A 12,450-nucleotide genomic window follows, 5' to 3' on the forward strand; every position below is an offset into this window, starting at 1 on the left:
TAAAAGAGTGGCGTGAAAAGTGCGATTCTGTGACTTTTCTTCGTTTGTTCCTGGAAAAACAGGTATAATGGTCTTCCTCATTTCTGGATTGTGATAGTATAACACCTGGCACATTTTATATTCGAGCATTGGTTGTAGCATGCATACAGATAAGGCAAGTAGGGTACAAAGAAGTAAAGAAAGGAGGAAAACCATTTTGATAGAAACACTGGCGCTAACCGACGACTTGGAACTTGTAAAGGATTTGTCGCTCGAACATCTGTCATCCCCCCGCATTGTTTGGTATTGGGTGAACTTTTATGCTCCGACTCTGGAGGAGACACGGCTTTTGAATACATATTTTCATTTTCACCCGCTCGCGATTGAAGACTGTCTTCACGCTTTACAGCGTCCGAAGGTCGATTATTATGGTGAGTATAATTTTTTTGTGCTTCATGCGCTTAATCAGGATACGTTAGACCCGGAAGAAGTAGATATGTTTGTCGGAAAAGATTTTATTGTCACGTTTCATACGGCTTCACTGCATGAAATCCGGGAAGTGAAAGAGAAGCTGATTTCTAAGCAGGAGGCTTGGGCGGAGGGGCCAGGGTATGTTGCTTATTTGTTGATTGACAAACTGGTGGACTATTATTTTCCTGCTGTTTATGAAATTGAGGATAATTTAAATGAACTCGACATCACAATGAAAGAAAATTTCAGCCGGAAGTTAATGGATGAAGTGTTCGAGATTCGAGGCGATTTGATTAAATTGAGGCGCATCATTAGCTCTATGCGCGATTTGCTGTACCGGATTTTAAATTCGGAACGCCTTCGCGAATTTAAAGAGTCGCAAGTATATTTTACCGACGTATACGATCACTTGCTTCGCCTGTCAGAAATTGTGGATGCGAGCCGCGACATTACAGCGGATATGCGGGATAGTTATATTTCTTTTACTTCGCACCGTATGAATAATATTATGGTCACTCTTACCATTATTTCGTCTATTTTTATTCCGCTTACGTTTATTGTCGGGGTGTATGGCATGAACTTTGAGTATATGCCTGAACTTAAGTGGAAATACGGGTATTTTTTGGTATGGGGTGTTATGATTGCGGTAGCCGGTTCCCTGATTTGGTGGTTCCACCGCAAAGGTTGGTTTGATATGTGAAGGTTTCATTTCCAATTTTTTGATATAGTTTTTTTATAAAGAATATTATGATATAATTTCATTTCTAAAAACTTGTTTTCGTTATATATGTAGCAGAGAAAAAATAAGGGGAGAGTTGAGAGGGAGAATGAAGCAGTCAGAGCAATGGACATCGAAGTTGGGATTCATTTTGGCGGCTGCCGGTTCGGCGATTGGTCTTGGCGCTATTTGGAAATTTCCTTATGTCACTGGGACGAGCGGAGGTGGCGCGTTTTTTGTTTTGTTTCTTTTATTTACGGTACTCGTCGGTTTGCCACTTTTGCTTGGTGAGTTTGTCATTGGCCGCAGCACGCAGCAGGAAGCGATTACGGCCTATAAAACGATTGCACCCGGGACAGGTTGGCATTGGATTGGCCGGCTTGGCGTTGTGACGTGTTTCATTCTACTATCTTTCTACAGCGTAGTAGGCGGTTGGATTGTATTGTACTTGTTCCGCAGTGTAACAGGTCAGTTAATTGATGTAGAAGGCGGTTATGAAAAGCTGTTCGAAACCGTTATTGCCGATCCGGTCATGACGGTCGGTGCGCAGTTTGTTTTTATGCTGTTCACGATTTTTGTCGTAGCCCGGGGCGTGCAGGACGGGATTGAAAAAGCAAATAAGTATATGATGCCGGCTTTGTTTCTCTTGTTCCTCGTGCTGATTATTCGCTCTTTGACACTGGATGGCGCGATGAAAGGTATAACGTTTTTCCTGCGGCCTGACTTTTCGAAGCTGACTTCGGAAGCGGTGTTGTATGCGCTGGGGCAATCGTTCTTTTCGCTAAGTGTTGGTGTGTCGGTTATGGTTACGTACAGTTCGTATCTCGCCCAAAACGAGAGTTTGCCGCGTTCAGCAGCGTCTATCGTCGGTCTGAATCTGTTGATTTCCCTGCTTGCAGGATTGGCAATTTTTCCGGCAGTGTTCTCGTTAGGTGTAGAGCCGACGGCAGGGCCTGGATTGCTCTTTATGGTGCTTCCGTCGGTATTTTCGAAAATTCCGCTGGGTGGCTTATTTTTAACCATTTTCCTTGTACTGTTTTTGTTTGCAACACTGACATCTGCATTTTCCATGCTGGAAATTATCGTCGCTTCACTGGTAAAAGGCGATATGACAAAGCGTAAAAAGATAGCTTGGCTTACCGGTCTGCTGATTTTTGTGGCAGGTGTTCCTTCAGCGTTGTCTTACGGCGTATTAAGTGAATGGACGATATTTGGCAAGAGTATTTTTGATGCTGCTGATTTTCTTGTAAGCAACATTCTGATGCCGCTTGGCGCGTTGCTGATTGCTATTTTTGTACCGCTGAAGATGAAGAGGGATATGCTGCTCAAAGAAATCAGTATGGGTTCAACGAACGGACGGCGTTTTTTCGCCGTATGGCTTATGCTTTTGCGTTATGTGGCGCCGATTGTCATCATAATTGTCTTTATGGATGTGTTAGACGTTATATAAACGTAGAATGAAATATTCATGTTTGAGTTCGGATATTTCCGGGAAAATAATAAGGGGAACAAGATACTTTAAAATTGAAGGGGGAATATTGCTATGCCATTTCTTCCAGGCGATCGTTTGCGTAATTTTGATATGCTGAAGCGAGAGTTCATGAACATGTTTCCCGATTTATTGTCCGAATTTAATCTTTATTCGCTGCGCATCGACGTGTATGAGACGGAAACACACGTGGTGGCGTCCTGCGAGATTCCTGGTATTGCCAACAAAGAAGATATCGACATTCAGATTGACGATAACGCGTTGACGATTAGCGGTACGGTAAATAAAGGACATGAAGTGCAAGAGGAGCAACTTTACCGCAGGGAGCGCTTTTCGGGCCGGTTCGATCGAACCGTAATGTTGCCAGCGTCTGTTATCGCCGAAGAATCGAAAGCGAGCTATAAAAATGGTATCCTTGAAATTCGGATGCCGAAGGCGAATTCAAGTCGCAAGAAAAAAGTGAACATCGACTTTCTGTAAGCGTGATGATGGGGAAATATACAGAAGGAAAGGGAGTCTCACAGAGGCTCCTTTCTTACTTTTCAAGGAAAAGGAGGATGGTTTGTTGGAAGAGGTAAACGGACAACAGCTCAAGTATCGTTGCGCAGACATTAGGGCATCGTTCGCCGTTTATTTTTATACGCCGCTATGTGGCACGTGCAGGGTCGCTGAAAAAATGTTGCAGGTAGTGGAAGCGACGCTGCCTGACTTGCCGCTTTACAAAAGCAATATTAACTTTATGTCGGAGCTGGCATTTGAATGGGAGATCAAAAGCGTGCCTTGTTTAATTTTCGTGGAACATGGAAAAGTGGCGCGCAAGCTGTATGCTATGCGTTCAGTGTCTGATTTGTATGAAGCATTAAAACCATTGCTTAATAAGGAAGCAGGAAAAGAACAAAAGGAATAATTTTTGGAAATCATCTGCTTGCATGAAAGCGTTAAACATAGTATGCTAAAACCGTTCGTTTGATAGATAACATATATATATATAATGTTTTAGTTTTTTAGTAAAATACTTATCCGAGATAGGAGAAATATCAAAGTGATGGGTACAGTTTAGAGGAGAAGAGGAGAGAGCAGAATGAGTAAACATACGCAATGGACATCGAGACTCGGGTTTATTCTGGCGGCTGCCGGTTCGGCAATCGGTCTCGGCGCCATCTGGAAGTTTCCTTATATGACCGGAACGGGAGGAGGCGGCGCATTTTTTGTTGTATTCCTCCTGTTTACCGTATTCATTGGAATGCCGCTATTGCTTGCGGAATTTATTATCGGGCGCAGCACGCAGAAAGAAGCGGTTAGTGCGTATAAAGCGCTTGTTCCTGGAACAGCCTGGCCGTGGCTCGGCCGGCTTGGCGTTTTGACGTGCTTTATTGTACTGTCATTTTACAGCGTAGTCGGTGGTTGGATTTTGCTGTATTTATTGCGTGGCGTTAGCGGACAACTGTGGGAAAGCGGTGTAACGTATGAACGGTTATTTGAGCAAATGATCGCTAATCCGTACGAAACTGTTGGGGCTCAGTTCGTGTTTTTGCTGTATGTGATATATGTGGTGGCCCGAGGCGTGCAGGACGGGATTGAGAAAGCGAATAAGTATATGATGCCAGCGCTGTTTTTGCTGTTTATCGCATTGATTATCCGTGCGTTGACGCTGGACGGAGCATGGGAAGGCGTTGTATTTTTTCTGAAGCCTGACTTTTCGGAACTGACGTCGGAAGCTGTGCTGTATGCGATGGGGCAATCGTTTTTCTCACTAACTGTGGGCGCTTCGGTTATGGTTACGTACAGTTCATATTTATCAAAACGGGAGAGCTTGACGAAATCAGCGACATCTATTGTAAGCTTGACGGTGCTTATTTCTTTTTTAGCCGGCTTGGCGATTTTTCCGGCGGTATTCTCGCTCGGACTTGAACCGACGGAAGGTCCCGGCCTTTTATTTATTGTTCTTCCATCTGTATTTAGCAAGATACCATTTGGCGAACTATTTTTTGTAATTTTTCTTTTGTTGTTTTTGTTTGCGGCGCTGACGTCTGCTTTTTCCATGCTGGAGATCATTGTAGCCGCATGGACAGGAGGCCGGCAAGAAAAACGGAAGAAAGTTGCTGTGTTCGCCGGGCTCCTTGTATTTCTTGTAGGTATTCCATCCGCGCTGTCATTTGGTGTTATGAGCGATGTGACATGGTTTGGGAAGACGGTGTTTGACATTGCGGATTACGCAGTGAGCAATGTAATGCTTCCCCTGGGCGCGTTATTGATTGCGATTTTTACGCCGTGGAAAATGTCGAAAGAAACATTGAAGCGCGAATTGAGCATAGGCACGAGCCATGGGGAAACATGGTTCGCTGCGTGGTTCCTTTTTATTCGTTATGTGGCCCCGGTTGCAATTGTCATTGTTTTTCTTGATGTAACTGGAATTATATAAAGACAGGAAGCAAGAAGTGAGAATGTAGAGAGGAAGAGGGGCAGGGGAGTTGCCCCCGCCCTCGCTCCTTATTTTTTCGCTTATGCCCGGCGAAGGCTGCCGAGCTCATTTACGATGGCCTCCATTTCGCTGATGCTGAACGAATCTTTTTTCATTACCATTTCATAAATGTCGCGCAGTTCTTCATATTTTTCCTCATCAAAATGGGAAGAGCGAATGGCTGCTGCGTTAACAACCCGCAGTTTGTTTTTAATCCCTTCAATCATAAACTCTATATTTTCTGTTGACTTTTTCGATAAATCCACTTTTTTCATCCTTTCCATCTTCGGATTTTATTGATTGTAACACGTTTCTTTTGAAATTTGGTGATTGATTGCATATTTCGTGTCATGGGAATATTATACTTGGGTCTATTTTATTCTATTTGAGGGAACTTTCCATTATTAAAACAAGAGATATTTCTAAAAATATAAAATTTTATCTTTGCAATCGTGATGGTTATAATAAAGCTAAGATGAATTTTGAGTGAGGGAGAGGAATCTCATGGCAGACAAACATACGATTGCAGCCGAAGAATTTGCGGCGCAGTATAAAGCGGGAAAATTGGATGAAGCGTACATTATGGATGTCCGTGAGCCGTATGAATGGGAGGCCGGTCATCTTGATAAGGCGCATCATGTCCCGATGAATACGGTTCCAGAACGTCTTGCAGAACTGAATAAAACAGAAACGATGTATATTGTTTGCGCACATGGTGTGCGCAGCTGGCATGTAACGCAGTATTTGCTAGGAAATGGCTTTGAACATGTAATCAACGTCGAAGGTGGAATGGCGGAAATTGAACAGTATTTAAAATAAAAAGAAAGCCGGGCTATGGACATATTCTCCCCTTCTTCTCAGGCGATGCTGCCTTTAAAGAATTTTTCTTTCAAGTAAAAAAGGCAACCAAGCCTCAGGAAGAAGGAGAGATTTGTCAACATTACAGAGATGTTTCGTCTAAACATTTTTTGATTAATTTTATAGCAGGATTGTTATCGCTTTGTTTTTGCTATTTCAGAATGAAGAAATAAAATACGACTGCTAACGCAAAACGATAAATGGCAAATGGTGTAAGACTGACTCTTTCCAGCAGTTTGAGGAAAGAGACAATCGCTAGCATCGCCACTACCATAGCGGTAATAAATCCTGTGGCAAAGAAGCCGAAATCGCTGACGGACAGGTAGTCCCAGCTTTTGATCAAATCCAGACCAGTTGCGCCCATCATGACCGGAATAGCCAGAATGAATGTAAACTCGGCTGCCGCTTTATGGCTTGTTCCAAGCAAAATACCGCCAGCAATGGTTGCTCCGGAGCGGGAAAAGCCGGGCCATAACGCCAAGCACTGGAACAAGCCAATGCCGAAAGCCTGCCGGTAGCTAATGTCATCCACCGTTCTTGCTGTCGCGCGAGGCTGAAGCTTTTCCGCTGCGATCATTAAAATGCCTCCGATAATAAGGCTAAGCAGCACCGTCCAGGCAGAAAACAGCTTTTCTTTAATGAAATCATGCAGCAAAACCCCGGCAATTCCCGCGGGAAGAATACCGATAATGATATGTAGCAGGTTGAGCTGTGGACCTAATGCATGTCTTCTGCTGATCCCTAGCAATCCTAAAATTCTCTTCCAGAATAGAAGCAGAACGGCACAAATCGAACCAAGCTGGATAACAATCGCGAATGTTTTCCATTTTTCCTCGGTCGCTCCCAGTAGGGTTTCAGTCAAAATTAAGTGACCTGTGGAAGATACCGGCAGAAATTCTGTCAGTCCCTCCACAATGCCCAGAATGATAGCTGTTACATATTCTCCCATATGTATCCTCCAAATGTTTCTCCAATTTTTATTGAATGGTTCAACAGAGATTATTATATAATTGAAGCGGGATAGTCACCACCTTTTTTCAAAAAATAAGCGTTTCTGCGGGATGTGAAGATAAGTACATAAGAGGAGTCTTAGAAAAGAAGTGTATTATAAATCCGTCAACAGGCCCAAAGTATAACTTTGCATTTGAGGAATATACACTACAACATTTAGACTTGAATTTGCTATGCTTATTTTGGACAAATGGCTTATTTCACTCTATAGAACTAATCTTTATTTCGGCGCAGCTGAAGGAAGGTGCCGGTAGCTGTTACGATGAGTTCGCCGCGGTCATTATGCACATGGCATGCCATCTGCCAGATGTCCTGCGCTTGGTGAATGACACGTGCAGTTGCCGTTAATTTTTTGCCGGTTCCTGCCTTATGATAACGAACGTTCATTTCGAGTGTCACGAACTTGTCTTTATCGGAAATTCGTTTTTCTAACATCCATCCCATTGCCATATCTGCCAGCGTGGCAGTAATTCCGCCATAGACGATTCGGTACGGATTTAATATTTGCCGGCTAATAGGCATGGAGCAGACGAATTCGTCCGGCTGTTCACTTTTTTCTTCTGTTACACCAAGGAAATTTCCGAGAAATGGATACCTATTTTCTTTCATGATAGAAAGTGCGTTCAACGTTTGGATGATTGCTTTCAGTTCACGTTCTGACAGACCTTCGATTGCTTTGATTACTTCTTGCTTTGTCATCATCTTCCCCTATTTTCTTCAATTGACCTTTTTTATCGCAAATGTTTTCTTCCTGACACATTGTCATATCTTCGATTTGAATGGTTGTATGAGAGATATGAAACCTTTCCCTGAATATCTGATTGGCGGTACGCAGCACATCGCCGCCCTGCGCGAGATTGCGCACGACAATATGACAGCTGAGCGCTGGAAAACCAGATGTCACAGTCCAGACATGCAGATCGTGCACTTCTACTACTCCTTCCAGCGCGAGCACGGCGCACCGCATTTCTTCTACATCCATTCCTGCTGGCACACCTTCCATTAATACATTAACAGAATCGCGGATGATGCGCCAGGTGGACACTAGTATGAGCACGGCCACAATTATACTTGCAATGGGATCGGCAATTGTCCAGCCAAATAGCCAGATAAGAAGTCCAGCCATGATGGCTCCGACCGAACCGAGCATATCGCCGAGTACATGCAGAAACGCGCTGCGTACATTTAAGTTTTTAGAGGTATCGCCGCCCCGCATCAAAATCCAAGCCGCGGCAATATTGATGAGAAGACCGAATGCAGCAATCGTCATCATGCTGATGCTGGCGACTGGTTGTGGCGAGAATAGGCGATCGTACGCTTCGATAAAGATGTATAAGGAGATAATGATAAGTGTGATACCATTTAGCAAAGCGGCCAGAATTTCCGTCCGTTTATAGCCGTATGTTTTTGTCGCGGTGGTTGGCTTGGTGGCGAGACGCATAGCGAATAGACTTAAAAATAGGGAAGCAGCGTCGCTTAGCATATGCCCGGCATCGGAAATAAGTGCAAGGCTGTTGCTGAGGAGGCCGCCGAAAAACTCGACAATCATAAAGCCGGTAATTAGAATGAAAGCAAGAAACAATGACGTATGATTGGCATTTCCGTCGTGGTGGTGATGGCCGTGTCCGTGGTAGGAGTGCCCATGATCATGGTGTCCGCCCATAAAGAATCCTCCTATATTTTTGGTATTTTCAGTATATGCTTCCCAAAATTAAATTCAAGTATTCTTTTGAATATTTGCTTATTTGTGTATTTCGTTTAGTATAGAGAGGATAGTGGAAAGTAAATGGCCCGCCATTCGCAGTCTGCGAACGGCGGGCCGTTGCCCGTTATAGAGTTCCATTTTTCCGGCGCTTGCTTTTTAACATAAAGCCGAAGCCAATAATAAAGATAGCAGCTATAAAGAAAACGCCTGCCATCAGAGCGCTTCGTTCTCCGACTGAAATTCCGACTCCTATAAAGCATATGACGGCCAAAACCGCCAGCAGAAGCGACTGTTTTTGATGTTTGGTCATTCGCTTTTCACCTCAAGGAAGATTATACTACATAAGAAAGAGGAAGTCTTAATTAGATTAAGAGGTTAAGCGTTGATAATTTTTTTCCGAGCTCTTCTCCAGTTTTGGCAAGCGCCGCATAATCAGATTCATCAACCGGCTGGGAAGGGTTAGTTATGACCATAATTTTTCCCAGCACCCTTTTTTCTCCGCGAATGGGAATTTGCATGATGGATTGGTGGGCGAGCGACACAGGAGCCAATTCATTGGAAGCAGCTTTCAACATCATATTTGCTCCCTCCTGAATATAGACGCCAATCCAGCCGAAGTGCGGAACACGCTTGAAGTTGGAAACGAGTTGTTTGTAAATTTCATCGGGGTCGTCGCTCCGATGAATGGTAACAAGTGTCTCCAACGAAGCGATGGCTGTTGAAGTCGCCATATGAATTCCCCCAGATACTATTCTTTGTCCTAACCATTGTATCAGATTTATGCATGAAAAGATTGTAGTAAGTTCAGGAAGAAATCCCTGGATACGTATAACAGACATGGCGTTTTAATTTTGTCTTGGGAGTATGGAGTTTGGATTAAACCTTTTAGGCGGATATAATGTACTATACAATTGCATATATAATTGAAAAAGGATGAGTTTTTGCATGAAAACGAAAAAAAGGAAGCAAACAGACGGTGCAGAACTGGATGTTGGCCGGGAAATACTTTTAACAATAAAGCGGATTGGGATTAACGGAGAAGGTATTGGTTATTATAAGAAAAAAGCGGTATTTGTGCCCGGCGCCTTGCCTGGGGAAGTCGTGGAGGCAAGCATTACGAAAGTACAATCTTCCTACGCGGAAGGAAAAATAAAAAAAATCAAACAAACATCAGAACTTCGCCAGACGCCATTCTGTCCGGTATATGACGAATGTGGTGGTTGCCAGCTGCAGCATATGACGTATGAAGGACAATTAAAAGCAAAAGAAGATATGGTGCGCGGCGCGTTTGAGCGGTATACGGAGATGAAAGAATTGCCGCTTCGTCCGATTCTGGGCATGGACGAGCCATGGAACTACCGAAACAAGGCGCAGTTGCAGGCCGGGATGAGGGATGGAAAAGTCATTATGGGATTGTATGCGGCGGATAGCCATCGACTTGTTGATATTGGTGATTGCCCGATTCAACATCCGGAAACGAATCGTATGATTTCCGCAGCCCGTGAAGCGCTTGAAAAGTTGAATATTCCAGTATATAACGAGCGAAAGCGAACTGGAGTTGTCCGGACGATTGTGGCGCGCGTTGGCTTTGAGACTGGCGAGCAACAGCTTATTCTTGTGACGGCAGAAGATAAGTTGCCCCGCACAAAGGAACTGATTGCGGAGCTCAGGATGCGTTTGCCACGGTTGACAAGCATTAGCCAGAATATTAATAAGCGGAAGACTCCCCTAATTTTTGGCGACAAGACGATTACGCTCTGGGGAAAAGAGGCGATTGACGAGTCGCTGGGGAATGTAAAGTTCTCGCTGTCACCGCGTGCGTTCTTCCAATTGAATCCGTCCCAGACTGTGAAATTGTACAATGCTGTGAAAGAAGCAGCCGGTTTGACTGGCTCGGAGCTTGTAGTAGATGCGTACTGCGGTGTGGGCACGATTGCTCTCTGGTTGGCCCCGGATGCGCGAAAGGTGCGCGGTATTGAGGTGATTCCGGAAGCGGTGGCAGATGCGAAGCGGAACGCGGAAAAGAGCGGGATTACGAACGCGGAATTTTATGTTGGACAAGCGGAGAAATTGCTGCCACAGTGGGTCAAGCGGGGAGAACGTCCGGATGTAATTGTCGTTGATCCGCCGCGCGTTGGCTGTGACAAAGCGCTTTTAGACGCCATACTGAAAGCAAAGCCGAAGCGTTTTGTCTATGTATCGTGCAATCCGTCGACCCTGGCCAAAAACATAGCTGATTTATTAAAAGAGTACAAGCTGGAATGGGTACAGCCAGTGGATATGTTTCCACATACGGCGCATGTGGAGTGTGTCTCGAAGTTAATTCTAAAAATGTAGCCAATAAATAAACTTTTGCTATTCCAAATAAACTCCTGACAAAATCGAAATAAAGTCTTGCTTTTGGCACGGGAAAAGGATAGAGGGACAAGGGAAAAAACCAGTAATATCAAGCCCTTTCCCCTTATTCCTTATCAAAACATTATTTCGAAAAAAATAAAGTCCTGACAGAAAAAACGGGAATAAAAAATCGAAAAAAGCGGGATTTGTAGCAAGAGTTTATTTATACAGGCGACGGAAGAATGCGGGTTGGAGGGCGTTTTTTTGGCAAGAGTTTATTTATTCTGGACAAAAAAAAGAAGCAGGAAAAAATTAATAATTTCCTGCTTCTATTTAATTTTCGGGGCGGCAAACCGATAATGAATAATCGGCGTACCGTCCTCTTTTACCTCAATCCGATTAATAAGCCGATGCAGAATTTCTGATGTCAATTCATCGAAGTTGAGAAAGTGAAGTAATTCTTGTTTTAGTTTTTCAATGGTTTCAATCACATCTTCACTTTCCAGTAATGAAAGAAGTTGATTTTTCTTTTCCATTAATTCAGTTAGTTCTTTGTTATTTGCTTCAATACTATCTTGATATTCCTCATGGGTAATGATTCCATCAGCTAACAGGTTGATGTATTTTCTTTTTCGATTTTTTAGAACATCAATCTGTTTGTTAATCTTATCGATTTTCTTTTGATAACCAGCTTTTGAATATTTATATACATTCCAATTGACAGTTTAACAGCCAATACGACGTAGTGCTTGTTCTGGACAAGATTGTGTAAAGTCTAAAAATCGCTGAACCGCCTGTTCAATCTCCGATTGATTTTTGTGAAACATGTTTGAAATGACACTATCTTTAAGCCAGCGCCAAAGCTTTTCAATTGGATTTAGATTGGGTGAATACGGCGGCAAAAACAATAAGTAGAGTCTCTGATGATGCTCTTTTAGAAAAGGACGAAGGAGTTTGGCATGATGAATACGAGCATTATCGATGATCATAATGACCTTCTTGTTGGCATAGCGCTTCATCACTTTCTTCAAGAATTCCAGAAAAGAAGCAGCATTACAGGAATCTGCCGTTGTACAGAATATGTCGCCGGTTTGCGTATCTACGGTTCCGAATAAAGTCACCTGAGCGTGATGACCGTATGTTGGAATCTGCTTCTGTTCTCCTTTCGGAGACCATGTAGCCCGAAGGGCTTGATACGAGTGAACATGGGTCTCGTCTTGTGCAAGCAGTACCGTATTTTCGTCCATTACGTTTTTTTTATCATCTCTACCTGGTGTACAAACGCCTGCTGTTTCTCTTTGTTTGCTTTTGCCAATACATACGTTGTACGCTTCCAACGCAATCCTAAGCGATGAAGCATATCCGCGATACCGGAACGTGACATCGTAACAGAAAACCGTTCTTCGATCCATTTTTGAAGC

The 12,450-nt window shown here is 43.6% G+C and carries 16 protein-coding genes; 7 read left to right on the top strand and 9 right to left on the bottom strand.

Annotation, left to right across the window (positions count from 1 at the left end):
* Nucleotides 1–196: 196 nt before the first annotated feature.
* The 5 genes from corA (at nucleotide 197) to BLR88_RS15350 (ending at nucleotide 5,079) form a co-directional block, all read left to right on the top strand.
* Nucleotides 197–1,150, top strand: coding sequence for a magnesium/cobalt transporter CorA (gene corA, locus BLR88_RS15330; RefSeq protein WP_057899871.1), 954 nt, complete (start codon nucleotides 197–199; stop codon nucleotides 1,148–1,150).
* 127 nt (nucleotides 1,151–1,277) lie between these two features.
* The gene (locus tag BLR88_RS15335) at nucleotides 1,278–2,618 is read left to right on the top strand and encodes a sodium-dependent transporter (RefSeq protein WP_057899870.1); all 1,341 of its coding nucleotides are present in this window, start codon (nucleotides 1,278–1,280) and stop codon (nucleotides 2,616–2,618) included.
* 93 nt (nucleotides 2,619–2,711) lie between these two features.
* Nucleotides 2,712–3,137 carry an Hsp20/alpha crystallin family protein gene (locus BLR88_RS15340; protein ID WP_057899869.1) on the top strand — a complete coding sequence of 142 codons (426 nt, stop codon included), beginning with the start codon at nucleotides 2,712–2,714 and terminating at the stop codon, nucleotides 3,135–3,137.
* Nucleotides 3,138–3,222: 85 nt separating this feature from the next.
* The gene (locus BLR88_RS15345; protein WP_082706105.1) at nucleotides 3,223–3,564 is read left to right on the top strand and encodes a thioredoxin family protein; all 342 of its coding nucleotides are present in this window, start codon (nucleotides 3,223–3,225) and stop codon (nucleotides 3,562–3,564) included.
* Between the two features lie 174 nt (nucleotides 3,565–3,738).
* Nucleotides 3,739–5,079, top strand: coding sequence for a sodium-dependent transporter (locus BLR88_RS15350; protein WP_057899868.1), 1,341 nt, complete (start codon nucleotides 3,739–3,741; stop codon nucleotides 5,077–5,079).
* 80 nt (nucleotides 5,080–5,159) lie between these two features.
* Here BLR88_RS15350 and BLR88_RS15355 read toward each other — a convergent pair whose 3' ends face one another.
* Entirely contained in the window at nucleotides 5,160–5,384 is a 225-nt protein-coding gene (locus BLR88_RS15355; RefSeq protein ID WP_057900430.1) for a DUF1128 domain-containing protein, read from the bottom strand.
* A gap of 238 nt (nucleotides 5,385–5,622) precedes the next feature.
* Between BLR88_RS15355 and BLR88_RS15360 the strand changes: the two genes are divergently transcribed.
* On the top strand, nucleotides 5,623–5,937 hold the full coding sequence (locus tag BLR88_RS15360; protein WP_057899867.1) for a rhodanese-like domain-containing protein: 315 nt from the start codon (nucleotides 5,623–5,625) through the stop codon (nucleotides 5,935–5,937).
* Nucleotides 5,938–6,127: 190 nt separating this feature from the next.
* Here BLR88_RS15360 and bacA read toward each other — a convergent pair whose 3' ends face one another.
* From bacA to BLR88_RS15385, 5 genes are all read right to left on the bottom strand, one after another.
* Nucleotides 6,128–6,925 (bottom strand): undecaprenyl-diphosphate phosphatase, encoded by a 798-nt coding sequence (gene bacA, locus BLR88_RS15365; RefSeq protein ID WP_057899866.1) that lies wholly within the window; start codon nucleotides 6,923–6,925, stop codon nucleotides 6,128–6,130.
* A 275-nt stretch (nucleotides 6,926–7,200) separates the two neighbouring features.
* On the bottom strand, nucleotides 7,201–7,686 hold the full coding sequence (locus BLR88_RS15370) for a PaaI family thioesterase (RefSeq protein WP_057899865.1): 486 nt from the start codon (nucleotides 7,684–7,686) through the stop codon (nucleotides 7,201–7,203).
* The gene (locus tag BLR88_RS15375) at nucleotides 7,637–8,650 is read right to left on the bottom strand and encodes a cation diffusion facilitator family transporter (protein ID WP_091261097.1); all 1,014 of its coding nucleotides are present in this window, start codon (nucleotides 8,648–8,650) and stop codon (nucleotides 7,637–7,639) included. Before BLR88_RS15375 ends, BLR88_RS15370 begins: the two co-directional genes overlap by 50 nt.
* A gap of 166 nt (nucleotides 8,651–8,816) precedes the next feature.
* The gene (locus BLR88_RS15380) at nucleotides 8,817–9,002 is read right to left on the bottom strand and encodes a YlaF family protein (RefSeq protein WP_057899863.1); all 186 of its coding nucleotides are present in this window, start codon (nucleotides 9,000–9,002) and stop codon (nucleotides 8,817–8,819) included.
* A 52-nt stretch (nucleotides 9,003–9,054) separates the two neighbouring features.
* Nucleotides 9,055–9,423 carry a hypothetical protein gene (locus BLR88_RS15385; protein WP_057899862.1) on the bottom strand — a complete coding sequence of 123 codons (369 nt, stop codon included), beginning with the start codon at nucleotides 9,421–9,423 and terminating at the stop codon, nucleotides 9,055–9,057.
* Between the two features lie 214 nt (nucleotides 9,424–9,637).
* On the opposite strand from BLR88_RS15385, the gene rlmD reads away from it, so the two are divergent.
* A complete protein-coding gene (rlmD, locus tag BLR88_RS15390) occupies nucleotides 9,638–11,029 on the top strand; it encodes a 23S rRNA (uracil(1939)-C(5))-methyltransferase RlmD (protein WP_091261098.1) in 1,392 nt (463 codons plus the stop codon).
* A 329-nt stretch (nucleotides 11,030–11,358) separates the two neighbouring features.
* Here rlmD and BLR88_RS19680 read toward each other — a convergent pair whose 3' ends face one another.
* The 3 genes from BLR88_RS19680 to BLR88_RS20595 all read right to left on the bottom strand — a co-directional run bounded on the left by BLR88_RS19680 (nucleotide 11,359) and on the right by BLR88_RS20595 (nucleotide 12,437).
* Nucleotides 11,359–11,565, bottom strand: a complete 207-nt coding sequence (locus tag BLR88_RS19680; RefSeq protein WP_175493651.1) for a DUF4368 domain-containing protein — start codon at nucleotides 11,563–11,565, stop codon at nucleotides 11,359–11,361.
* 189 nt (nucleotides 11,566–11,754) lie between these two features.
* Nucleotides 11,755–12,276: an IS630 family transposase gene (locus BLR88_RS15400; protein WP_091261100.1), complete on the bottom strand. Its 522-nt coding sequence runs from the start codon at nucleotides 12,274–12,276 to the stop codon at nucleotides 11,755–11,757.
* On the bottom strand, nucleotides 12,276–12,437 hold the full coding sequence (locus BLR88_RS20595; RefSeq protein ID WP_409359910.1) for a helix-turn-helix domain-containing protein: 162 nt from the start codon (nucleotides 12,435–12,437) through the stop codon (nucleotides 12,276–12,278). The genes BLR88_RS15400 and BLR88_RS20595 overlap by 1 nt, the downstream gene beginning before the upstream one ends.
* Nucleotides 12,438–12,450 lie beyond the last annotated feature (13 nt).

Source organism: Aneurinibacillus thermoaerophilus (assembly GCF_900099925.1).
In the GTDB taxonomy this organism is placed as follows: Bacteria; Bacillota; Bacilli; order Aneurinibacillales; family Aneurinibacillaceae; genus Aneurinibacillus; species Aneurinibacillus thermoaerophilus.

What these genes read in the sequence shown, in the direction of transcription:
- bacA (WP_057899866.1), bottom strand. Translation starts at nt 6,925, where the DNA reads ATGGGAGAATATGTAACAGCTATCATTCTGGGCATTGTGGAGGGACTG.
- rlmD (WP_091261098.1), top strand. Translation starts at nt 9,638, where the DNA reads ATGAAAACGAAAAAAAGGAAGCAAACAGACGGTGCAGAACTGGATGTT.
- BLR88_RS19680 (WP_175493651.1), bottom strand. Translation starts at nt 11,565, where the DNA reads ATGGAAAAGAAAAATCAACTTCTTTCATTACTGGAAAGTGAAGATGTG.
- BLR88_RS15370 (WP_057899865.1), bottom strand. Translation starts at nt 7,686, where the DNA reads ATGACAAAGCAAGAAGTAATCAAAGCAATCGAAGGTCTGTCAGAACGT.
- BLR88_RS15340 (WP_057899869.1), top strand. Translation starts at nt 2,712, where the DNA reads ATGCCATTTCTTCCAGGCGATCGTTTGCGTAATTTTGATATGCTGAAG.
- BLR88_RS15335 (WP_057899870.1), top strand. Translation starts at nt 1,278, where the DNA reads ATGAAGCAGTCAGAGCAATGGACATCGAAGTTGGGATTCATTTTGGCG.
- BLR88_RS15350 (WP_057899868.1), top strand. Translation starts at nt 3,739, where the DNA reads ATGAGTAAACATACGCAATGGACATCGAGACTCGGGTTTATTCTGGCG.
- BLR88_RS15375 (WP_091261097.1), bottom strand. Translation starts at nt 8,650, where the DNA reads ATGGGCGGACACCATGATCATGGGCACTCCTACCACGGACACGGCCAT.
- BLR88_RS15360 (WP_057899867.1), top strand. Translation starts at nt 5,623, where the DNA reads ATGGCAGACAAACATACGATTGCAGCCGAAGAATTTGCGGCGCAGTAT.
- BLR88_RS15385 (WP_057899862.1), bottom strand. Translation starts at nt 9,423, where the DNA reads ATGGCGACTTCAACAGCCATCGCTTCGTTGGAGACACTTGTTACCATT.
- BLR88_RS15400 (WP_091261100.1), bottom strand. Translation starts at nt 12,276, where the DNA reads ATGGACGAAAATACGGTACTGCTTGCACAAGACGAGACCCATGTTCAC.
- BLR88_RS15380 (WP_057899863.1), bottom strand. Translation starts at nt 9,002, where the DNA reads ATGACCAAACATCAAAAACAGTCGCTTCTGCTGGCGGTTTTGGCCGTC.